This is a genomic window from Thermodesulfatator indicus DSM 15286, assembly GCF_000217795.1.
In the GTDB taxonomy this organism is placed as follows: domain Bacteria; phylum Desulfobacterota; class Thermodesulfobacteria; order Thermodesulfobacteriales; family Thermodesulfatatoraceae; genus Thermodesulfatator; species Thermodesulfatator indicus.
The window spans coordinates 1,287,108-1,309,173 of the sequence record NC_015681.1; the positions used below are offsets into that span (position 1 = coordinate 1,287,108).

The 22,066-nt window shown below is 42.2% G+C and carries 24 protein-coding genes; 7 read left to right on the top strand and 17 right to left on the bottom strand.

Going from position 1 to position 22,066, the window contains the following annotated elements; all coding sequences use genetic code 11:
* Positions 1 to 10 precede the first annotated feature (10 nt).
* The 5 genes from THEIN_RS06220 to THEIN_RS06240 are packed head-to-tail and all read right to left on the bottom strand — an operon-like array spanning position 11 to position 4,706.
* The gene (locus THEIN_RS06220; RefSeq protein WP_013907831.1) at positions 11 to 1,009 is read right to left on the bottom strand and encodes an ExeA family protein; all 999 of its coding nucleotides are present in this window, start codon (positions 1,007 to 1,009) and stop codon (positions 11 to 13) included.
* On the bottom strand, positions 1,009 to 2,544 hold the full coding sequence (locus tag THEIN_RS06225; protein ID WP_013907832.1) for an XrtA system polysaccharide chain length determinant: 1,536 nt from the start codon (positions 2,542 to 2,544) through the stop codon (positions 1,009 to 1,011). Before THEIN_RS06225 ends, THEIN_RS06220 begins: the two co-directional genes overlap by 1 nt.
* A gap of 14 nt (positions 2,545 to 2,558) precedes the next feature.
* A complete protein-coding gene (locus THEIN_RS06230) occupies positions 2,559 to 3,812 on the bottom strand; it encodes a porin family protein (RefSeq protein WP_013907833.1) in 1,254 nt (417 codons plus the stop codon).
* Between the two features lie 11 nt (positions 3,813 to 3,823).
* Positions 3,824 to 4,390 (bottom strand): polysaccharide biosynthesis/export family protein, encoded by a 567-nt coding sequence (locus THEIN_RS06235; protein WP_013907834.1) that lies wholly within the window; start codon positions 4,388 to 4,390, stop codon positions 3,824 to 3,826.
* Positions 4,380 to 4,706, bottom strand: a complete 327-nt coding sequence (locus tag THEIN_RS06240; RefSeq protein ID WP_013907835.1) for an HNH endonuclease — start codon at positions 4,704 to 4,706, stop codon at positions 4,380 to 4,382. The genes THEIN_RS06235 and THEIN_RS06240 overlap by 11 nt, the downstream gene beginning before the upstream one ends.
* A 22-nt stretch (positions 4,707 to 4,728) precedes the next feature.
* Between THEIN_RS06240 and mqnE the strand changes: the two genes are divergently transcribed.
* Positions 4,729 to 5,811, top strand: a complete 1,083-nt coding sequence (mqnE, locus tag THEIN_RS06245) for an aminofutalosine synthase MqnE (protein WP_013907836.1) — start codon at positions 4,729 to 4,731, stop codon at positions 5,809 to 5,811.
* Here mqnE and gyrA read toward each other — a convergent pair.
* The 11 genes from gyrA to THEIN_RS06300 all read right to left on the bottom strand — a co-directional run bounded on the left by gyrA (position 5,808) and on the right by THEIN_RS06300 (position 15,257).
* Positions 5,808 to 8,231 (bottom strand): DNA gyrase subunit A, encoded by a 2,424-nt coding sequence (gene gyrA / locus THEIN_RS06250; RefSeq protein WP_013907837.1) that lies wholly within the window; start codon positions 8,229 to 8,231, stop codon positions 5,808 to 5,810. The genes mqnE and gyrA overlap by 4 nt on opposite strands.
* Before the next feature lie 181 nt (positions 8,232 to 8,412).
* Positions 8,413 to 9,069 carry an MBL fold metallo-hydrolase gene (locus THEIN_RS06255; RefSeq protein WP_013907838.1) on the bottom strand — a complete coding sequence of 219 codons (657 nt, stop codon included), beginning with the start codon at positions 9,067 to 9,069 and terminating at the stop codon, positions 8,413 to 8,415.
* Complete coding sequence (locus THEIN_RS06260) at positions 9,059 to 9,976, bottom strand: NAD(P)/FAD-dependent oxidoreductase (protein WP_013907839.1); 918 nt, start codon at positions 9,974 to 9,976, stop codon at positions 9,059 to 9,061. The genes THEIN_RS06255 and THEIN_RS06260 overlap by 11 nt, the downstream gene beginning before the upstream one ends.
* Positions 9,977 to 9,978: 2 nt before the next feature.
* On the bottom strand, positions 9,979 to 10,164 hold the full coding sequence (locus THEIN_RS06265) for a DNA gyrase inhibitor YacG (RefSeq protein ID WP_013907840.1): 186 nt from the start codon (positions 10,162 to 10,164) through the stop codon (positions 9,979 to 9,981).
* The gene (locus tag THEIN_RS06270; RefSeq protein ID WP_013907841.1) at positions 10,161 to 11,090 is read right to left on the bottom strand and encodes a universal stress protein; all 930 of its coding nucleotides are present in this window, start codon (positions 11,088 to 11,090) and stop codon (positions 10,161 to 10,163) included. The genes THEIN_RS06265 and THEIN_RS06270 overlap by 4 nt, the downstream gene beginning before the upstream one ends.
* Before the next feature lie 82 nt (positions 11,091 to 11,172).
* The gene (gene recR / locus THEIN_RS06275; protein WP_013907842.1) at positions 11,173 to 11,769 is read right to left on the bottom strand and encodes a recombination mediator RecR; all 597 of its coding nucleotides are present in this window, start codon (positions 11,767 to 11,769) and stop codon (positions 11,173 to 11,175) included.
* Position 11,770: 1 nt separating this feature from the next.
* Positions 11,771 to 12,082 carry a YbaB/EbfC family nucleoid-associated protein gene (locus THEIN_RS06280; protein ID WP_013907843.1) on the bottom strand — a complete coding sequence of 104 codons (312 nt, stop codon included), beginning with the start codon at positions 12,080 to 12,082 and terminating at the stop codon, positions 11,771 to 11,773.
* A 4-nt stretch (positions 12,083 to 12,086) separates the two neighbouring features.
* Positions 12,087 to 13,619, bottom strand: a complete 1,533-nt coding sequence (dnaX, locus tag THEIN_RS06285) for a DNA polymerase III subunit gamma/tau (protein ID WP_013907844.1) — start codon at positions 13,617 to 13,619, stop codon at positions 12,087 to 12,089.
* Positions 13,620 to 13,694: 75 nt separating this feature from the next.
* A complete protein-coding gene (locus THEIN_RS06290) occupies positions 13,695 to 14,015 on the bottom strand; it encodes an AzlD domain-containing protein (RefSeq protein WP_013907845.1) in 321 nt (106 codons plus the stop codon).
* Positions 14,000 to 14,716: an AzlC family ABC transporter permease gene (locus THEIN_RS06295; protein WP_013907846.1), complete on the bottom strand. Its 717-nt coding sequence runs from the start codon at positions 14,714 to 14,716 to the stop codon at positions 14,000 to 14,002. Before THEIN_RS06295 ends, THEIN_RS06290 begins: the two co-directional genes overlap by 16 nt.
* Positions 14,709 to 15,257 carry a helix-turn-helix domain-containing protein gene (locus THEIN_RS06300; protein WP_013907847.1) on the bottom strand — a complete coding sequence of 183 codons (549 nt, stop codon included), beginning with the start codon at positions 15,255 to 15,257 and terminating at the stop codon, positions 14,709 to 14,711. The genes THEIN_RS06295 and THEIN_RS06300 overlap by 8 nt, the downstream gene beginning before the upstream one ends.
* Before the next feature lie 127 nt (positions 15,258 to 15,384).
* On the opposite strand from THEIN_RS06300, the gene THEIN_RS06305 reads away from it, so the two are divergent.
* From THEIN_RS06305 to rimM, 6 genes are all read left to right on the top strand, one after another.
* Positions 15,385 to 16,080 carry an anaerobic ribonucleoside-triphosphate reductase activating protein gene (locus THEIN_RS06305; RefSeq protein ID WP_013907848.1) on the top strand — a complete coding sequence of 232 codons (696 nt, stop codon included), beginning with the start codon at positions 15,385 to 15,387 and terminating at the stop codon, positions 16,078 to 16,080.
* A complete protein-coding gene (locus tag THEIN_RS06310) occupies positions 16,052 to 16,891 on the top strand; it encodes a M48 family metallopeptidase (protein WP_013907849.1) in 840 nt (279 codons plus the stop codon). Before THEIN_RS06305 ends, THEIN_RS06310 begins: the two co-directional genes overlap by 29 nt.
* Before the next feature lie 48 nt (positions 16,892 to 16,939).
* Positions 16,940 to 18,268, top strand: a complete 1,329-nt coding sequence (gene ffh / locus THEIN_RS06315; protein ID WP_013907850.1) for a signal recognition particle protein — start codon at positions 16,940 to 16,942, stop codon at positions 18,266 to 18,268.
* A 37-nt stretch (positions 18,269 to 18,305) separates the two neighbouring features.
* Positions 18,306 to 18,551: a 30S ribosomal protein S16 gene (gene rpsP, locus THEIN_RS06320; RefSeq protein ID WP_013907851.1), complete on the top strand. Its 246-nt coding sequence runs from the start codon at positions 18,306 to 18,308 to the stop codon at positions 18,549 to 18,551.
* A 64-nt stretch (positions 18,552 to 18,615) separates the two neighbouring features.
* Entirely contained in the window at positions 18,616 to 18,855 is a 240-nt protein-coding gene (locus THEIN_RS06325; RefSeq protein ID WP_013907852.1) for a KH domain-containing protein, read from the top strand.
* 3 nt (positions 18,856 to 18,858) lie between these two features.
* Positions 18,859 to 19,392, top strand: coding sequence for a ribosome maturation factor RimM (rimM, locus tag THEIN_RS06330; protein ID WP_013907853.1), 534 nt, complete (start codon positions 18,859 to 18,861; stop codon positions 19,390 to 19,392).
* 512 nt (positions 19,393 to 19,904) lie between these two features.
* On the opposite strand, the gene acs is transcribed toward rimM, so the two are convergent.
* Positions 19,905 to 21,896 carry an acetate--CoA ligase gene (gene acs / locus THEIN_RS06335; protein WP_013907854.1) on the bottom strand — a complete coding sequence of 664 codons (1,992 nt, stop codon included), beginning with the start codon at positions 21,894 to 21,896 and terminating at the stop codon, positions 19,905 to 19,907.
* Positions 21,897 to 22,066 lie beyond the last annotated feature (170 nt).

The window sequence follows — 22,066 nt, forward strand, 5'->3', positions numbered from 1 at the left end:
TTTTTCTCCGTTATTGGGCTTCCAGCAGATTTTTAAATAATGAGTTAACTTTTTGGAAATTCCAAGCTTCAAACCAATAGGTTAATAATATAATCGTCAAAATTAGAAAAAAAATAAAAGGCAAAAAGCGCTTCCAGTTAAACCTTTTTTGACTTTTCTGTCTTGAGAGAGATATCTTTTTGGCTTTTGCGGGGATTAAGTGTTTTACTTCTTTGACTGCTTCTAAAACACTATCTTTATGGACTAGAGATTGTTTATTTAAGTAAGCATTGATCATAGCGTGGTCAGCAATAATATTTATCACCCGGGGAACTCCTTGAGAATACTCATAGATTAGTCCTATAGCTTCGTCAGTAAAAATGCGATTACGCGGAGACCCTGCCCTTATAAGCCTCATAGCTATGTAGTCTTTTACATCTTTAAAATCCTGAAAGGGGCCGAGATGGTACCTAAAAGAAAGACGTTGACGAAGAGAAGTTAGCTCCGGGGCCTCTAACTTTTGCAGTAAATCCGGTTGCCCTACCAAAATAGTAACCATAGCGGGAAACTCTGCAGCTACGTTGGCCAAAAGGCGCAATTCTTCTAAAAGAGGGATGCTTGCCGATTGGGCTTCGTCTATGACCAATACTAAAATTTTCTCTTCACTTTGAAGTTGGCTTAGCTTCTCCCTGAATCGGAAAAGGAAAACAGATTTCGATTCATTACGCTCTTCACTTTTAAAGATTTCTTTAGCTAACAGGGAATAAAAATCTTCTGTAGTAAGGTTAGGATTAAATATAGGGATAAGAACTACGTCTTTACGCTTTTTCAAATCCCTCAAAAAATAATTAAGTAAAGTCGTTTTACCTACTCCGATGTCTCCTGTTAAAAGCAAGAAAGGTTTTTTAGCTAAAACAGCGTATTTGAGATGAGAAAGGGCTTCTCGATGCTGGTCACTCAGATACAAAAAATCCGGGTCAGGGTGAATTTCAAAAGGATTTTTTGATAATCCCCAAAATTTATAATGCATTAAAAGTGCATCTCCGCAAAAATTTTATAAGCTAAAAAGGCATTAACCGCCAAACCAGAACAAGCTAACATAGATAAGACTACATTTTTACAAATCATCTTGATTTTGTCTTTTTTTAGTACCACTGCAGGAATGGTGGCTAAAACTCGCACTTCAAAGCCAGCCTCCAAAAAGGAAGGATCATAAACCTTCCGGTCAATTACAAACTCCAGCAAAACAGCCAGGCCTAAACCCAGGCCTAAAGCGGCCATGAAGCCCATGGCCAAAATTTTCTTTACATCAGGAGAAACTGGAACCTCAGGAGGAATAGCCGGGTCAATAATTCTAAATTGTTCCCCTTGTTGTCTTTTTTCAAGAGTTTCAGCCATAGCTGCTTGAATCTTTTTATCAAGTAACATGCGATAAGTTTTCATTAAGTTGTTGTAGTCTCTAGTAAGATCGGTTAACTCTTGTTCCCTTTTAGGAATATTTTCCAATCTTTTTTGGTAAAGATTGATTTTGTTTTGAGTTTCTTTTATTAATGTGTTTATATTTTTCAGTTCTTTATCTATTTCTTTTAGTTGCTCTTTGAGTTGTCCTACTACTGTGTTAGGGTTTTCTCCTTCTTCTTCCATTTTTTTTATTTCTTGCTCGCGTTTTTCTATTAGTTTTTTCAGGCGAATAACGTCCGGATGTTTTTCAGTATATTTCGTTAATAAGGCTGCATATTTTTGCTTTAAAAAATCTAAGCTAGCTTTGTAGTCTTGCGAATCGCCTTTTACTTCTTGTGACATCATATTTTGCTCATCTTTGGCTTTTTTTAGTTGGTCCAAAATAGCTACTTTTCTATCTTGAAGCATTTCTTTTCTCAACTGGAGGGCTTCATATTCTTTTTGAAGACGCTGCAAAATAGCAATAATGGACTGCTTCTGTTCAGGAAGTTCAGCCATATGTTTTCTTTTGTATTCTTGAATTGCTTGTTCTCGCTGACGTAATTCATTTTCTATGCTGGTAAGTTCTTCATCTAAAAAAGCCGTAATGGTTTTAGCTTGTTCCTCTCTTAATTTGAGATTCTCCTCGATAAAAGTATTGGCAATTTTATTTACGACTTTAGCTGCTAAGACTGGATCATAATAAGTGTAGCTAATGATTAAAACATTTCTTTTACCGCCTCTGGGTCGTCTTACTTTAATATTTTTTCTCATTTTTTCAACTACAGTTTCCATGGGCAGTTTTTTTACTGCCTCAGGATACAAATCAAATTCTTTAATAAGATATTCTAAATTACTTCTACTGGTAATTTCTTGCCAAATAGAATGAATAAAGGCTTCCATGTCACTTGAAACCGTCGATTTAACATAAGAAGAGGGCACTTTTTGTGGAGAAATGGTGAGAACTACTTGAGCTTCATATAATTTTGGTGTTTGTAATACCTTCCACTGAGCAAAAGCAAATACCGGAATAAAAGAAAATATTATAATCCATTTGCGGCGCCAAAGAAAAGTTATAATGTATAGAAGATCAATTTGTCTCTGTAAATCTTTTATTTTGACCATGCTTCACCCCTTATTTAAAACCAAGGAAATTCTTTTCCCTGCCAGAACATATAGTTTATTTTTAAAAAAATAGAATTTACTTTATATTCATCAGCTGGATCATCTGACTTTACTTCACGATAAGAATAGGAAAGAGAAGCTGTCAATTTTTTAGTTAAAGTTCTGTTCAGGTTTAAAGAAGCTCCATATGTGTGTTTAGATAAAGTTCCGTTATCTTCCCATCTGTAAAACAGATTGGTACTTCCAGACATTCTTTTACTAAGCTTTCGCGTAACTGAAAAAGATAGATTATAATATTTAGTGAATCCTAGATTTTGAGCTTCACCATATTGATATCGATATCCTCCGGAACCAGTAAGGCTGTAAGATGTTAATTTAAAGCGTTTTGTATAAGCAATGGAGAATTTGATTCCGTCTTCGTCTTTCCCTTTTTCATCAGAAACCTTCCAGAAGTATCCTATGGAAAAATGATAATTGTCTTTTTTGGTCGGACTCCAGTTATAATTCAAATCAGTAGAATAAGTTTTATAATCTTCACCTTGAGGGGCTTTATCTTGAGTTTTATCTAAAGAAATGTTTAGAGACAAACTTTTATTATGAGTAATTTTATATCCTTGTGAAAAAGATATCTGCCAAGTTTCTACTGATGGAGTGGTTTCGAATTCTCTTTGTGTTGCCGAAAAACGTAATTCAGAAAAATACTTTACAACATCTCTTGAAATCGAAATAAACTCGCTATATATTCTAGAATCCTCTACGGTGGGATCTTCATTTTGTAAATAATTGATAGAAGCTCCAGTTTTTATAAAAGAATTCTTCCAATATTCATAACTGATATTGGCTGAAGAATTGATACGATAATAAGGTCTTCTTTCACCCTGTCTATCTTCAAAAATATTACTATCAGGCTCAATCGGTTCTTCTGTGCGATAATAGGTGGTATTGGTATTAAAAGATAATTTTCTGCTAATTTTTTTATTATAATTTAATGAAAGATTATGTCTAAAGGAATCGTTCTTATTTTGGCTCCAGTAAAAAGAACGGCTCAGACTATAAGAAAAATTGAGAGAAGAAACACGAGTAGCCCTAGTAGCGGAAAACAAGACTCCTAAATTAGATACAAAGTCATCCTTTTTATTTGTTTTACTAAGATAAAGATTATCTGTGTATTCATTGCTTGCAAATAAAGAGAGTGAATAAAAATGGCTTTGAGCCATAACAATCGAAGGAACACCAAAAAGAAGAAAAAACATTGCCAAATAAAACATTATAGCCTCCGCTAAGGGATCAAAATAATATCATCTGGCAATAGATAAAAATCGTTTATTTCTTTACCTTTAACGGCTTTTTCATAATTAAAAATAAGAACTTTCCTTTTATCTTTTTCAAATCTAAGTACCTTAATTTTACTTTTATTAGCCCACTCGGTAAAACCTCCGGCTATGGATAGGGCTTGAAGGATAGTAGTCGGCTTACTAAGAGGATAAACACCGGGTTTTTTGATTTCTCCGATCATGTAATAAAATTTACTGTTTATTCCTTTTACAATCACCGTAACCACTGGTAGATCGATATATTCTTCTAATTTTTTCTGGATTTCTTCTTTAAGTTGCATAGGAGTTTTCCCCGCAGCCATTACATCATCAATCAAAGGTAAAGTTATACGTCCGTCTGGACGAACAGTGATATCACGAGAAAAATCAGGCTCTTTCCATACAATTATTTCCAAGACATCTCCGGGACCAATGACATATTCGTCAAATTCAGTTTTAGCGGCCCAAGCGTTAGAAAAGCCAATTAAAAAATAAGAAAACACCAAAAACAGCAAAGTTATTTTAGCTTTCATTTGTTCCTCCTTTGAGTCTTGCGAGATACTCATCCCATTCCCAGGGCATAAGATATTTTTTCTTGTTATTGCATTCCTTACAGGCCGGTACTAAATTTTCCCTCACAGATTTTCCTCCCTGAGCCAGAGGAATTAAGTGGTCCATGGTAAGTTCCGAAGGTTTAAATTTCCGTCCACAATAATAGCAAATACCCGAAGCACATTTGCGGCGCCACCATTTGGTTTGCCTGAGTTTGCGGGCCTTTTCCCTTTCGGCCTTTAAAAAATCTTCACCAGTTAAAAAATCTCTTCTGCTTTTGTGTCTTGCCATAGCCATAAACTTTTGTTAGCCCTTAAATATGCCACTGTTTTTAGACAAAAACCTCAAAAATATCCACGAAAAAATCAGAAATAATCTCCGTCTTTCCTTTGAAGACGGCTTAAATCTTTTAAAAACTCAAGATCTACTCGGCCTTGGCTACCTCGCATCCCTGGTCAAAGAGAATCTACATTCTAAAAAAGTATACTATGTTTTCAACCAGCACGTAAATTATTCAAACATTTGTCTTAATTTGTGTAAATTTTGCGCTTTTGGCAAACCACCTGAGCACCCTGATGCCTACGAATTAGATATCGAAGAAATTATTAAAAAACTTAAGAAAAATCCTTCTCCAGTAAGAGAAATTCACATCGTAGGGGGCTTAAATCCGAGACTCCCTTATGAATATTATCTTGACTTGTTGAAAACCATCAAAAAAGAGTTCCCTCTGGCTCAAATAAAGGCCTTTACCTGTGTAGAGATAGAACATTTAGCCAGGTTAGCTCAGAAAAGTATTGAAGAAGTGCTGAAAGATTTAAAAAGTGCTGGGCTTTCCTGTCTTCCTGGAGGTGGAGCGGAAGTTTTTTCAGAACGTATTAGAAAAAAACTCTGTCCAGAAAAGATATCAGGGAAACGTTGGCTAGAGATAGCCCGCACCGCCCATAAACTCGGTATTCCTACCAACGCTACTATGCTTTATGGCCATCTAGAGACTTATGAAGAAAGAATAGAACACCTCATAGCACTGCGGCAACTTCAAGACGAAACCAAAGGTTTTCTATGCTTTATTCCTTTGCCTTTTTTACCGCAAAAGTCTTATTTAAAGAGAGAAGTGGCCCCTACCACGGGTTTTGAGGACCTAAAAATGATGGCTGTGGCCCGGCTTATGCTAGACAATATCCCCCACATTAAGGCTTATTGGGTATTTCTGGGGCTTAAACTGGCCCAGGTGGCTCTTCACTTTGGCGCTGATGATTTACATGGCACAGTTTACGAAGAAAAAATAAGCGACTTTTCTGGAGCCGAGGGCGATAAGGCTCTTTCCCGTAAGGAAATTGAGCGCCTCATTCGTGAAGCAGGTTTTGAGCCCGTGGAACGAGACGCTCTTTACCGGCCTGTTTAGTCTTTTTCCGCCAGCTTGGCTAGCGAGACAATTTTCTCTCCACCAGCCATCATAAAAAGACGCACACCTTGCGTAGCCCGTCCCTGGACGGGGATATCTTTCACCCTTAGCCTTATAATTTTCCCGGCCGTTGAAGCAAGCATTATCTCATCGTCATCACAAACTCTGGCGCAGCCCACGAGCTTTCCGGTTTTATTAGTAAGCTTCATGGCAATGATGCCCTTTCCACCCCGGCTCTGCAGACGATATTCCTTAAGACTGGTGCGCTTGCCGTAACCTAGCTCAGTGACGGTAAGAAGGCTTGCCTCATCATCAGGGTCAAGTATTTCTAAACTAACCACTTCATCACTAGAGGTGAGTTCTATGCCTTTGACTCCTGCGGCGGTGCGGCCCATGGGCCTAACGTCTTCTTCGGAGAAACGAATTGACTGACCTTTGCGGGTTACTAAAAGAATTTCTTTACTACCATCTGTAAGGCCGGCGGCCATAAGTTCGTCTCCGTCTTTTACCACTGCGGCCACAATACCTGTATTTCTGGGGTGAGAGAAGGCCGAAAGGGAAGTCTTTTTCACCAGGCCTTTTTTAGTGGCGAAAAAGACAAATTGGTCTTCTTTGAACTCCTTTACCGGTAAAATGGTGGCTATTTTTTCGTCTTGAGAAAGGGGAAGCAAATTTCTCAAAGAGGTCCCTTTAGCCGTGCGCCCGGCCTGAGGAATATCATAGACTTTTAGCCAATAAAGTTTTCCTTTATTGGTAAAACATAGAAAATAGTCGTGGGTGGTGGCAACGTAAAGCTGAGTAACTACGTCTTCCTCTCCGGCTCCCACTCCGGTTTTGCCTTTACCTCCGCGCCTCTGGCTCCGGTAAGTGTTGGCCGGCAAGCGCTTTATGTAGCCCCGATGGGTTATAGTTACTACCACTTCTTCTTCGGCAATTAAGTCTTCAACCGCTAGGTCCTGGGCTTTGGGTATGATTTCTGTGCGGCGCTCATCGGCAAATTCTTTTTTAATAGCCAAAAGTTCATCTTCTATCACTTTTAGGAGGACTTTTTCATCGGCCAAAATCTTTTCAAACCAGGCAATTTGGCGTTTGAGTTCTTCATACTCGGCTTTTAGTTTTTCCTGTTCAAGGCCTGTTAAGCGCTGAAGCCTCATATCAAGAATAGCCTGAGCCTGGATGGCGGTAAGCCCAAATTTTTCCATCAGGCCCTCTTTGGCTTCAGCCGGGGTCTTTGAGCTTTTTATCAAGGCGATTACTTCGTCAAGGTTGGCCAGGGCTATCAATAAGCCTTCTACCACATGAGCCCGTTCTTTGGCTTTGCGCAGATCATAAAGGGTGCGCCTTATGACTACATTCCTACGGTGGGCCAGGAAGTGCCCTAAAAGTTCACGCAAGGAAAGTTGCTCAGGACGATTATTAACCAGAGCAAGCATGATGATGCCGAAAGTGGTTTCAAGGGGGGTTAATTTATAGAGCTGGTTTAAAATAACCGGGGCAAAGTCCTGTTTTTCTCGTTTTAACTCTACTACTACGCGAAGGCCTTCACGGTCAGACTCATCACGCACTTCAGAAATACCTTCTATTTTTTTCTCCTGGGCCAGAGCGGCGATTTTTTCTACGAGCTTGGCCTTATTCACCTGATAGGGAAGCTCCGTAATGACGATAGCGGTTTTATTACCTTCGCGCTCGATGTGGGCTCTTGCTCTTAACTTGATAAGCCCTTTTCCCGTAGCGTAAGCCTCTTTGATCCCTTCAATTCCGTAAATGTAAGCACCGGTAGGGAAATCAGGGCCTTTGATGTGTTTTAAAAGTTCGTCAAGGGTGATGTCAGGATTGTGTATCATGGCCACGAGCGCGTCTATCACTTCGCCAAGATTATGAGGAGGAATATTAGTAGCCATGCCCACAGCAATGCCAGCGGCTCCGTTTATCAAAAGATTGGGAATACGGCTTGGCAGCACCACCGGCTCTTGAAGGGTGTTGTCGTAGTTGGGCATGAAGTCAACGGTTTCTTTCTCTATGTCGCGCAGGAGTTCGTGGGCAATTTTGGCCATGCGGACTTCGGTGTAACGCATGGCTGCGGGGGCGTCACCGTCCATGGAGCCGAAGTTGCCTTGTCCGTCTATCAACGGGTAGCGCATGGTAAAGTCCTGGGCCATGCGCACCAGCGTATCGTAAACCGCCATATCTCCGTGGGGGTGATATTTACCGATAACGTCACCAACGATTCTTGCACTTTTTTTGTAGGGTTTATTCCAGTCATTCCTTAGTTCATGCATGGCGTAGAGGATACGCCGCTGTACGGGCTTTAGACCGTCTCTCACATCAGGAAGGGCTCGTCCTACGATTACGCTCATAGCGTAGTCTAGATAGGATTTCTTAAGTTCCTCTTCAATGGGCACCTGAACAATCTCGGCCATAAAAACAAAACCTCCTGTCGTTAGTTGCCATAGTTATATACCACACAATGGAGGGCTTGGCTTTTAGCAAGCATTAGGGACAGGCGAAAATTTTTAGTGTTTGCTCTGGGTTTTCATCTTTCGCAACAAGTCAGAAGGCGAACAATTTAGGCTTTAAGAGGGCCTCGGCCCCGAAACCAAGCTAGGTTCCCAATACAAATTCTACAATGTAAGGATTGTTCTTTTTTTCTTCGCCAAGGGTCGAAAATGGTTTTTCGCCGTAATCATGGCCAGGGCAAATGATAGTTTCATCAGGCAAAGGTAGAATTTTTTCGCGTAAAGAGTTAATAAGCTGTTCAAAGTCTCCACCAGGAAGGTCAGTCCGCCCGACTGCCCCCACAAAAAGGGTATCTCCAGTAAAGAGGTATTTTTGACCATCGTAAAAGCAGACTGAACCAGGAGAATGCCCCGGGGTATGAATGGTTTGTAACTTGATGGTAGAGCCGATTTCTATAATGGAACCGTCTTTTAATAAAAGGTCAGCCGGCTCATTGGGTTCAAACCCCCAGGCAGCAAAAACCTGAACAGCCATGGGATGTCTAAAAAATTCATCGTCGGCCTCGTGCATGGCTACAGGGACGCCTAGTTTTTTTCGTAACCACCAGGCAGCAGAGACATGGTCTCCATGGCCATGAGTAGCAAGAATATATTTAGGTTTAAGGTTAAGATCTCTAATTTTTTCAAGTATTATTCTTTCATCTCCGCCAGGGTCTACAATGCCCGCTTCCCCGGTCTCTGGACAAATCAAAAAATAACAACGTACAGCCAGAGGCCCTACAGTAAGTACATCAAGCTTCATTCTGTTTCCTCCTGCGGTTTGCTTCTTCGGCAGCATTTAGTCCTGCAATACAACCTTCTCCAACAGCTTTGGCCACCTGTAACGGTGGACCGCACACGTCTCCAGCGGCAAAAACTCCAGGAACGTTGGTTTTTTGCGTTCGGTCAACCTGTATATAGGTCATATTTTCCGGATCAAGCATGACGCCTAAAGATGTAGCCAGCTGGAGGGCTCCTTTAGCTCCTTCTTCTATAAACACCCCTTTTACCTCAAGTGTTTGCTCATTCTCTAATAGAAGGCCTTCTACTTCCTTTTCTCCCAATATTTCTTTTGGTTTGACTGTAATGAGTTTGACCTTTTGTTTTTTTAGGTCATTTTTTAAAGCCTCGGGTATATCCAGTTTAGGACTTACTAAATAGACATCAGAAGCTATCTTACTAAGAGTCAAGGCCCCGTGAGCCGCCGCGCTACCATTTCCTATTACGGCTACCGGAAGACCTCGGAAAAAGAAGCCGTCGCAATCTACGCAATAGCTAACTCCCTTTCCCACCAGGGCTTTCTCCCCTTTAAGCTTACCTTTGCGTCTGGTAACGCCTGTGGCAATAATGACCGTAAGAGAATTTATTTTCTGACCATCTTCAAGTTCTATGTAAAAAGTGTTTCCTGAAAGTTCAGCTTTTACCACATCTAGAGATAAATGTTTGGCCCCGAAATTTTTGGCCTGAGAAAGCCCTATTTCAAGGATTTCTTTTCCTTCTTTTTTGCCTGGAACACCGAAATAGTTTTCCAGATGGGCCTTATAGAGCGCACTGGCCTCAATCTTTCCTAGGACAATAGTTTTTACCCGGCGGCGGGCGGCATGAATAGCCGCCTGTAATCCAGCAGGCCCGGCACCAATTATAGCTACGTCATAAAGTTCGTCAGACATTTTTATTCCTCCTTTTTGATCTCATGCACTTCGTCTAGCCCTTCAACTGGTACCTGAATACGGTATTCCTCTGAAAGCCAGTGGCCAAGATCTATGAGCTTACAACGTTCAGAACAAAAAGGCCGGTAAGGATTATTTTCCCAGGAGGTAAGTTTTCCACAGTGAGGACATTTAATCTTTTTTTTCATCTTACTATCCATAAACTTCTATCAGTTAAATTGTAAAGAACTTTTGATGAAGTTGAGCCCAAAAGAAGTTCCTTAAAACCTCCTCGTCCTCGTCTTCCCATTACCACGGTCCCAAAGTTTCCTTCTTTAGCCTCTTTTAGAATGATAGAGGCTACTCCATGAGGAGACCTTTTTATTTTTACTTTGACCTGCAAAATATCAAAAGTGTCTTTAAGAATTTTTTGAACTTCTTGAAAAAATTCCTGAGCTTCCTTTTGTTCTTTTTCAAGTAAAGACGATTCCAGTTTAGCGAGATATCTGCTTTCTTCTCCAGGAATCAATGATGGAATTATGTGTAAAAGTTCAATTTCGGCCTGAGGATTTTCAGCCAAAATAAAACCTAGATGGTCAATCACTTTGAGGCCAGTTTCTCCTAGATCAACCGGTACCAGAAAGCGTTTATTCCATTTTTGTCCATCAACAATCCAGACAGGAACATTTTGGCCGTATTCTACTAGTTTTTGGGTAACACTTCCTACCCACCAAGAAGAAAGGCGGCCAAGCCCCCTTCTTCCAGCTACTACGGCGTCATATTTTCCGTCATGAGCTTCTCTAAGAATTATTCTGGCAAGGTCGCCACGCTGAATAGTTATTTTGGTATGAATTTGATCTTCAGAAAAGCCTTCTCTAACTAGGGCTTCTTTGGCCTCTGTAACACATTTATTGGCCCAGGTGACATTTTCCGCTTGAATCTTTTCAAGTTTTTCCTGACGTTCAAGTTCATTTAGTCCAGGCACAGGCCCTAAAAGATAAGAAGGCGGTGCCGGAGCTACACAAAAGACTGTTATTTCGAAGTTTTTAGCGTCTTTAAATAGAGTAGCTAGATATGATACCGCCTTTTGGGAATAGGTTGAACTATCAGTAGCCAAAAGTATATGTCTATTCAAAAATGACCTTCCTTATAGTATTGGTTTTAATTCTATATGAGTTCACTAAGTATTCATAGAAAAATCTGCTTTAAGGAGGGGCTTATAGATTCTGCCGGGCTTCAATGGCTCGTTTAAGCGTCATTTGGTCAGCATATCTTACGTCCATACCCATGGGGATACCGCAGGCTAGGCGAGTTATCTTAACAGGTATTTCTTTCAGATATTGGACAATATAGGCAGAGGTAGCTTCTCCTGAAACTGTAGGCGAAAGGGCTAAAACTACTTCTTTAATGTTTTCCTGTTGTACCCGGGCTAAAAGTTCTGGTAAGTGCAATTCTTTAGGCCCTAAGCCGTCTCTGGGAGAAAGAACTCCGTGAAGAACATGATATAGCCCTTTGTAGACCCCGGCCCTTTCAATAGCCGAAAGGGCCGCAGGATCTTCCACTACACAGATAAGTTCTGCATCTCTTTCAGGATCAAGGCAAATAGTACAAAAATCTTCTGTGGCTAGATTAAAACAACGCTTGCAAAGCCTGAGTTTCCGACGCATTTCAAGCAGACTATGGGCTAACTCGGTTATTTCTTCAGGTGGGCGAGAAAGCAGATAAAGAGCCAATCTTGTGGCAGACTTTTCGCCAAGCCCTGGAAGAGAAGCCAGGTTTTTAATAACCCTTTGTAAGATTTCTGGAAAGGCCATATCAGAACATTCCCGGAATTTTTAACCCTCCGGTTACTTTGGCCATTTCCTGTTCTACCATTTCTTGAGAACGACGTATAGCCTCATTAACCGCTGCTACGATAAGGTCTTGAAGCATTTCAATGTCTTCAGGGTTGACTACTTCTGGATCAATTTTAATGGACACAAGCTCCTGGCGTCCATTAACTACCGCGGTAACCATCCCTCCACCTACTGAAGCTTCAACTGTTTTTTTGGCAAGCTCTTGTTGGAGCTCGGCCATTTTTTTCTGTATCTTCTGGACCTGACGCATCAAGCTCTGCATGTTTTGCATATCATTACTCCTTTTCGTAAATTTTTACCTGGGCTATTCGCCCACCAAAAAGTCTAAGTGTTTCCTGAACTATGGGTTTTTCTACCAACTTTTGCCTTTTTGAAAAAGAACTTTCCTGGGAAATAAATTTTAACTCGAGAGGTTTTTGCCAAAATTTTTGGGCAAGACTATTAAGTTTGGCCCTAATTTCTTTGTCTTCCAGAAGAGGATGCTCTGTTAATTTAAGAATAATCTTTTCTTGTGAAAGATCAGGAGGCTCTAAAGTTTCTAAGAGGGCTCCAAGAGTGGGTTTTTCTTTCTTAACTTCATTTATAAATTCTTCCCAGCTCTTATCAGGAGATTGCTTTTTTTCACTAGTCTGATGATTGTCTTTTGCTTTTTCCTGAGAGGTAACTTGAGTGTAAGGCAGATCTTTTAACTCGTTTATTTTGGCAAAAATCTTATCAAGGCTAACCATTTGATTGATTTGACAAGCCTTGGCCAGCATTAGTTCTAGGGAAAGTTTGGGAACCGAGCTTCGTCTTAAAGTTTCAAACCCCTGAAGCAAGGTTTGAAAAAAAAGTATGAGTTCTTCGACTTCTAGATCAAAAGAAATGGCGCGCAGAGCAGAAAGTTCACTTTCAGGGAGATCAAAAGATATGCGTCCTGAGGAGTTCTTAAGGGCCAGCAAGTTTCTAAAAAATTTAACAAGGTCTTCTGCTAAAAAGAGAAGGTCAGCCCCTCCTTCATAAGCCTGGTTAACCAACTTAAAACAAGTAGCCAAATCACGGTTTATGATTGCTCTGGCAAGGGCTTCAATTAACTGAGGCCCTGAAAGTCCCAGAAGTTCTTGAAGGTCTTCGGCCGTTTTAACTCCTGAAGATATAGCTTGGTCCAACAGGGACAGGGCGTCACGTACGCTCCCTTCGGCTTCTCTGGCAATTATGGCCAGGGCTTCTTCTGAGATAGAGGCTCCTTCTTTTTGGCAAACGTCTTTTAAGAAGGATACCAGCTTGGCAGGAGCCACCCGCCTAAAATCATAACGCTGACAGCGAGAAAGAATAGTTGCCGGTATTTTGTGAGGTTCCGTAGTAGCCAAAACAAATTTTACATGCCCGGGAGGCTCTTCTAAAGTCTTTAAAAGGGCGTTAAAGGCCTCTCGCGTAAGCATGTGGGCTTCGTCAATGATGTAGAACTTGACTTTTAGCCTGGCCGGAGGGAACTTTACATTTTCCCTAAGCTCTCGAATTTCGTCAATACCTCGGTTAGAAGCAGCGTCTATTTCCTGAACGTCAACCGCTCGGCCAGAAGTTATTTCCTGGCAAACATTACAGGTATTACAGGGTTCAGCCTCTTTAGCGTCTTCACAATTTATGGCTTTAGCCAAAATACGAGCAATAGTGGTTTTTCCTACACCTCTAATGCCTGAGAAAAGAAGGGCATGGGCCAGGCGGTCCTGCAAAATAGCATTTTTCAGGGTACGCACCACGTGTTCCTGGCCTACTACCTGAGAAAAAGTCTGCGGACGATATTTACGTGCCAATACCAAATAAGACATACACACCTGATTTTAAATAGAAAAAGAACTATTTACCAGGGGGTTTAAGGACAGGCGGAAAATTTTCTCAAAACGTCAAAAAATTGCATACGCCGCAATACCTAACAAAACGCTAATCCCAGGATTTCTCCAAATAATGTGAGCTATGGTAATAGCTATAAAGCCGAGTACTAAACGAAAAAAGTCACCGAGAATAATTTTTGGCGTTAACGGACTAAGAGATATGACCACCAGCGAGGCGATTAAAGAAGGGCCTATGTAGATGAGGATTTTTTGAAAGATTTCGCGGGGTTGATGAGGCGCTTCCTGTCTTTTTGCAGACAGGTAAAACGGAATAAAACGGGTGAGATAAGTGCCTACTGCCAAAAAAATTACGGCTATTAAGATGTTTTCCAAAGTCTCTCCCCCAATAATCCTGTTAAAGGGCCAACAATAGCGGCAGCAATTATTCCGTAAGCGGAATAGCCTTTTACGCTAAAAAACAAAGTAACCAACGTGGCGGTTAAGACGGGAATTAGGGTTTGCTTTTTTAGCATAGGTAAAAAGAGGCTAAAGAAAAGGGCTGCTGGTGCGAACTTTAAAGCATTTGACAACACAGGTGAAAAGTTAAGCAAAGCAGCACTACCCAAGGCCCCCATTCCTGTACCTATAACCCAGCTTGAATAAGCCCCTGTCTCCAAACCCAAAAGCCACCAGGGCCGCAAATTTAGCGGAATAGCCGGTAAACGCACTTGAGCCGTGGCAAAAACCTCGTCTGTAAGACCAAAAGAAAGCAAAGGGATTTTAGAAGGCTTGATTCCTTTAAATAATGGGGCTATTACTGGCCCATAAAGTACATGACGTAAATTCAAACAAAGCGAAATAAAAACACTTGCTACTAGAGAAGTGCCGCCTCTTAAAAGCTCAAGCAAAGCAAACTGACTCCCACCAGCAAAGACCAGAGCAGAAAATAACAGCCCCTCTCCAGTTCCGAAACCAGCTCCTTGAACAGCCAACCCAAAGGCAGCGGCTACTGGCAAGTAACCTAAAATAAGAGGAATGCTATCCAAAAGGCCATACATATAGGCTATTTTGGCTGATCTAATCTTTTTATCCATGGCTCTCTTCCGAAGGGTAAATCAATACCAACACCGCTGAAGTGGGTTCACTCAAAGCAATATAAACGTGAGGACAATCTGCTTTAAAAGTATAAGTTTCACCAGCTCTTATTTTTTTAGGAGCCTCTGCCGGCCCAACTAACATATAACCTTTAAGCACTGTAATTTTCTCAATTACTCCCAATGGGTGAGGCTCAGCCTCCCTGGAACTTTGTGGTTCAAAAACCATGTGGTAGGCATCGATAGGCGGAGGCCCCTCAGTGTGTTCAATTAAACGAACAGAAATGCCTTTTTCTCCTACTGTGCTGCTTTGATCTTCATCTAAAGCATCGATTAACTTACCAAACGGCACTTCTAAAGCGTCAGCCAAGGCCCAAAGAGTAGAGATTGTAGGATTTCCTTTCCCTTCTTCAAGGATAGAAAGGGTTGCTTTAGATATGCCAGCTTTTTTAGCAAGACTGCTTAGGGACAAACCCTTCCCCTGACGCAAAGATTTTAAACGCTTACCAACTATTTCTTTTACATCTTTGTCTTTGGCCATTATGTTAAACTATTTGTTTGGTTTAATTAACAGCTAGTTTAAAAAACTAAGGGCTGATGTCAAGTTTATTTTGGGGGCAGACAAAAATAAGCTTTAAAGCTCGCTTTTATAAGCTAAAATAGTTTCCATGATTAAAGGGTTTCGTGGCACAAGCCTGGTTGATTATCCGGGAAAAATTTCTGCGGTTATTTTTTTCGGGGGGTGCAATTTTCGTTGCCCTTTTTGTTACAATATAGACTTGGTCCTTCCAGAGAGACTCAAAGAACTTCCCGAGTTAGACATTGACCATATTTTAACTGAACTAAAACGCAGGAAAGGTTTTATATCAGGGGTGGTAATAACAGGGGGCGAACCCACCCTTCACAGCAGATTACTTAGAGCCTTACTTGAAAGAATAAAAGCAGAGCTTAATTTGCCTGTAAAGCTTGATACTAACGGCTCTCAGCCAGAAGTAATAAATTCACTAATTAAGGAAAATTTGGTTGACTTCATAGCTATTGATTTTAAGACGGCTCCTGAACGTTATCCAGAAATCAGGGGAGATTTTAATAAAATAGAACAGACCCTTTCCCTGGTCAGAGGCCAAGTCCCTTTTGAAATAAGAATTACCGCGGTGCCATATTTCATTTCATTTAAAGAACTGGAAGCGCTCGTCCCTTTTATGCATGGAGCAGAAAGAGTCGCTATCCAGCGCTTCATGAATGAATATGAGCGATTGAACCCTGAAATTGATCTGGGAGTTTATGGCCCCGAAGATTTAAAGGAGTTTAAATCTTTTTTAGAGGGGAAGATAGATGTCCCGGTGGTCCTCAGAAACGTCTAAAAAGTTTATTTTGGTTTTTGTTTTTTTGTTTTTACTTTACGGTTGCGCTACCGCTCCGGTAACAGGCCGCAAACAGCTTATTCTTGTTGACCCGCAAACAGAAATAAAGTTAGGCCTTCAGGCTTACGAAGAAATATTAAAGAAAGAAAAACTTTGTAATGATCCTACCATTAACGCCTTGGTTCAAAGGGTGGGCATGAGAATCGCTAAGGCCTCTGGCAAAAATTACGACTGGGAATTTAAGGTTATAGACAAGCCTGAATCCATCAACGCCTTTTGTTTACCTGGGGGCAAGGTTTTTGTTTACACTGGTATTCTTCCCGTGGCCCAAAATGAAGCCGGTTTAGCCACCGTTCTTGCCCATGAAATTGCCCACGCTATTGCCCGTCATGGGGCTGAACGTATGAGCATAGCCATGGTAGCGGCTTTCGGCGAAGTGTTAGCCGCAGAACTTCTTGACCTGAATAATTCCCGCACACGCGAATTATTTATGGCGGCTTATGGGCTGGGAGCCACTGTAGGCCTAATTCTTCCTTATAGCCGGAAACAGGAGTACGAGGCTGATACTATTGGTCTTTATTTAATGGCTAAAGCCGGCTATGATCCGCGGGAGGCCATAAAGTTTTGGGAGAGAATGCGCCAGGCTGCTTCTGGTCGCAGAAAAATTCCAGAATTTCTTTCTACCCACCCAGCTGATGGAAAACGTATCCAAGCCCTCAAAAATCTATTACCTCAAGTTTTGCCAATATATGAAAAGGCTGAACATAAATATGGCCTGGGAGAAAAGATTCCCGAACCTCATTGCCGATAAATTCTTTTCAAGTTAAAGTTCTTGAAAAAATAGGCCGAAGTGTGACCAATGTTTGAAAATTTAAGTGATCGTCTGGAATCAACTTTTAAAAAGCTACGCGGTAGAGGAAAACTCACCCCTTCAGATGTAGAGAAGGGCCTGCGAGAGGTGCGTCTGGCCCTATTAGAAGCCGACGTTAATTTCCGCGTAGTAAAAGATTTTATAAACCGTGTAAAGGAACGTGCTCTCGGGGCCGAAGTTTTAGAAAGCCTTACCCCGGCTCAACAGCTTATAAAAATAGTCCATGAAGAATTAGTTCACACTTTAGGTGATTCGGCCGTTCCTTTAAACCTTTCGGGCCCTAAACCCATTCCTATATTGCTTGTAGGTTTACAGGGGTCTGGTAAAACCACCACCGCGGCCAAGCTGGCCAAGTTTCTCAAAAAGAAAAACTTAAAGCCTTTTCTGGTGCCAGCTGACGTTTATCGGCCGGCCGCTATTGACCAACTTAAAACTCTGGCCAAACAGGTAGGAGTGGCCTGTTTTGATAGCCAGCCCGATCAAAAACCCGTAGATATTGTAAAGCAGGCTATGGCGGAAGCCAAAGCCAAAGGGTATGACGTGGTTATCATTGATACGGCCGGCCGCCTTCATATTGACGACGAAATGATGGCTGAAGTTGAAGAAATTAAGCAGGCCGTAGAACCTCGTGATGTGCTTCTGGTAGCCGACGCTATGACCGGGCAAGACGCGGTAAATATCGCCAAAAACTTTCACGAAAAAGTCGGTTTAACCGGAGTGGTGCTCACTAAAGTAGAAGGTGATGCCCGGGGTGGTGCCGCCCTTTCTATTAGGGCAGTAACAGGCTGCCCTATTAAATTTCTGGGAGTAGGCGAAAAGCTAGACGCCCTTGAAGTCTTTCACCCCGACCGCATGGCCTCACGCATTCTGGGCATGGGTGATGTGCTCTCTCTCATTGAAAAAGCCCAGGAGGCCTTTGATCTTAAAAAAGCCCAAGAACTTCAGAAAAAACTCAAAAAAGACGCCTTTACCCTTGAGGACTTGCGTGATCAGATTCGCCAGATGAAGCGGCTTGGCTCTCTTGAAAGTATTATCAAGCTTATCCCCGGAATTGGTAGCAAGCTTAAGGATATGCCTTTTGATGAGAAAGAGTTGGTAAGGATGGAAGCCATTCTCAATTCCATGACTCCTCAAGAGCGCCGCAACCCTAAAATTTTAAACGCTAGCCGTAAACGCAGAATTGCCAAGGGAAGTGGGACCACGGTGCAGGACGTTAATCGCTTGCTCAAAAGCTACGAAGAAATGAGAAAACTTTTTAAACATATGCGCAAAAAAGGTGGGCTTCAGGCCCTTGCCCGAAACCTATTTGGCATGTAAATATGTTAAGCTTAGTTTAGCAAGGAGGTGAAAGAAGGTGGCTATACGAATTCGCTTAATGCGCAAGGGACGTCGCAATCGTCCTTTTTACCGGGTGGTAGCTGCTGAAGCTTCTGCTCCCCGCGACGGAAAATTTTTAGAGGTATTAGGGTATTATGATCCCTTAAAAGACCCTTATGAGTTTAAAGTTGACCCAGAAAAAGTAAAAAAATGGCTTGATCGCGGGGCCAAGCCCACGGAAACGGTGCGTGCCCTTTTAAGACGTAGCGGAATTTTAAACTAAGGGGTGGCATCTTTTTTAGGGATACCTATATTTCTGCTGAGGAAAGTTCAAGAGGAGGTTAGTTATGGGAAAACTCAAAGAGCTAATTGAAAACATTGCCAAAGCGTTAGTGGACAATCCAGACGCCGTTCAGGTAAAAGAGATTGAAGGCGAACAGACTTTGGTTATTGAGCTCAAAGTGGCCAAAGAAGACCTTGGCAAAGTTATCGGGAAACAGGGGCGCACCGCCCGGGCCATGCGCACTATTTTAAGTGCCGCTTCCACCAAGCTCCGCAAACGTGCGGTCTTAGAAATTATAGAATAATTGGTGGATCAGTCCCGAAAAATCCCTATCGGGAAAGTTGCTAGGGCGCACGGAATAAAAGGGGAGGTAAAAGTCCTCCCCTATCCTCTTTTAAATTTTGAAGTTATTACCCGAATTCCGCGTTTTTATCGTCGTCTGGGTCGCGAAGATTATGAAATATTAGAAGTAGAAAAATTTCGTCCAGCCCCTGGTGAAGGTTATTTATTTAAATTTAAAGGCATTGACGACCGGGACGCAGCTGAAAAACTCCACGATATAGAACTATTTGTAAACCTTGAAGACCTCCCACCAAAGGAAGAAAATGAATTTTATGTCTTTGAGCTAATCGGCCTAAAAGTAATCCTGCCAGATGGTAAAGAATTAGGAGAAGTGGTAGGGCTTATGCCTGTTGGCCCTTATGAACTCCTTGAAGTTAGGGTAGAGCCACGCAAAACTATTTACCTTCCGATGGTTGAAGACATAATTTCTGAAATTGACCTGAAAAAAGGGGTAATTTACGCCACTCCACCACCAGATTTATTAGAAAGCCAACTTTAATAGACTTCTGGGGAAGGGGGCTTTTTACTCTTTCGCCATCGTCCGTAATATTTCAGGAGCACTAAAGGTCTTCCTTACATTCTGCAGAAACCTTTGGGAAAATTTTTATCGTAAGAGACTGCTTCGCCCATACGGGCTCGCAGTGACGAGGAAGGGAAAGGGCTCGCAGTGACAAACAGGAAAGGGCTCGCAGTGACAAGGAAGGAAAAGGACTCGCAGTGACTAAATGGTAGATGGGCCTATGGCTGATGGCTAAGGGCAGAAAAGACAACTTCGCTCCGTTTGGAGTGACAAAGCGGGAAAGGCATTGTGAGCTACGTTCCCCTTTCTCGTCATGCGAGCGAGCCGCAGGCGAGCGAAGCAATCTCGCGAGGCGACCTAGTCGCCGGATCTATCTGTGTTTTTGTGAATTTTGTAAAGGTCTATGAATATATTTTCTCTAGTAAAGTGTCACGGTGACAGCATAACCAAATGATACTTTTTAGGGGCACCAAAAGGTGCCCCTAAAATTTTTACTTTTTGCCCATTAATTCTTCTCTTCCCTTAATAAGTTCATCAATGACTGAAGGATCAGCCAGCGTTGAAGTATCACCAAGGTCTTCGTATTGACCAGCCACAATTTTACGTAAAATACGACGCATAATCTTTCCACTGCGGGTCTTGGGAAGACCTGAGACGAACTGAATGTAATCAGGAGTAGCAATCGGCCCGATAACTTTACGCATATGTTGCTTGAGTTCCTGACGGAGTTCTTCAGAGGGCTCGTAGCCTTCCTTGAGGATTACGAAAGCGTAGATGGCTTCGCCTTTAATTTCGTGAGGATAACCGATAACCGCAGCTTCGGCCACTGCCGGATGGGCCACGAGAGCAGACTCAAGTTCCATGGTACCTAGACGGTGACCGGAGACATTGATAACGTCATCAAGGCGCCCCATAATCCAGAAATAGCCGTCTTCATCACGGCGAGCACCGTCACCGGTATAATAATAGCCAGGGAAGCGGCTGAAATAAACGTCTTTAAAACGCTGCGGGTCACCCCACACACCACGGAGCATTCCCGGCCAGGCTCTTTTCATGCAAAGATGGCCACCTTCGTTTACATCAGCCGGAGTACCGTCGTCTTTGAGAATTACAGGTTCAACTCCGGGTAAAGGTAAAGTGGCTGAGCCGGGTTTTTGCGGAATAGCATAGGGCAAGGGAGAAATAAGGAAACCGCCGGTCTCTGTTTGCCACCAGGTATCTACAATGGGGCAACGCCTCTGGCCTACGTGCTCGTAATACCACCACCAGGCCTCCGGGTTAATAGGCTCACCCACCGAACCGAGGACCCTCAAGCTGGAAAGATCATACTTATGAGGCCATTCATCACCAGCCCTCATCAAAGCCCGAATAACTGTTGGCGCCGTGTAAAAAAGATTTACCTTGAACTTTTGGCAGAGCTCCCAGAAACGCCCCGGGTGCGGATAAGTGGGCACACCTTCATACATAATCTGGGTGGCCGCAAGACTCAAAGGCCCGTAAACGATATAGGAATGACCGGTAATCCAGCCAATGTCAGCGGTGCACCAGAATATATCTTCAGGCTTCAAGTCAAATACCCACTGAAGGGTATGAGCCACATAGACCAGATAGCCTCCCGTAGTATGAAAAACGCCCTTGGGCTTCCCGGTAGAGCCTGAAGTGTAAAGAATAAAAAGTACGTCTTCAGCGTCCATTTCTTCACATTCACACCAGTCAGAAATATCTTCGGCATTGATGGCTTCGTGATACCAGATATCGCGGCCTTCTACCCAGTTAATGTCAAGGCCAAGCCTTTTTACTACAATACATTTTTCAACAGTGGGGCAATCTTTTAAGGCCTCATCAGCATTCTTTTTGGCCTGAATCTTGCGGCCAGAACGCCAGTACCCGTCGGCTGTAATGAGAAGTTTGGCTTCACAATCCTGAATACGGGTCTTTAAGCTCTCGGCTGAAAAACCACCAAAGACAACCGAGTGAATGGCGCCAATGCGGGCGCAAGCCAGCATAACAATCGGAAGTTCAGGGATCATGGGAAGATAAATAGAAACACGATCGCCCTTTTTTATACCAAGCTTTTTAAGGACATTGGCAAAACGACAGACTTCACGGTGGAGCATCTCGTAGGTGTAAACTTTGACTTCTTCGTCAGGTTCTCCCTGCCAGATGATAGCGGCCTTGTTGCGGGTTTCATCTGTTAAGTGGCGGTCAACACAATTGTAGCAAGCATTTAATTTTCCGCCCTCAAACCAGCGAATTTCTGGCTTATGAAAATCCCAGTAACAGGTGCGATCCCAGAGCTTAAACCAGGTAATTAATTCTTTGGCCCGCTCACTCCAGAAACCATCAGGATCATTTAAGGAGTAACGATAAATTTCTTCATAATCAAACTTGCTGCTAATGTAAGCCTCATCCCGCCCCTCCTGCGGAGGATAAACAATGCGTTCTTCTTTTAAAACGCTTTCAATCTTGGTCGGATCCGCCATATAACCCTCCTTTAATTTTTGTAAACTAAATACAAAGTAGCTTTTTGATAGCAAATTTAAATTTATCTGTGAAGTATTTTAGATGAAATTTAACTATCAATACGACTAAATAAAAAGATCACTTATTTTGAGCTTTAACAAAAGATTTATTTTTTGCCAAGGGTAGGTTT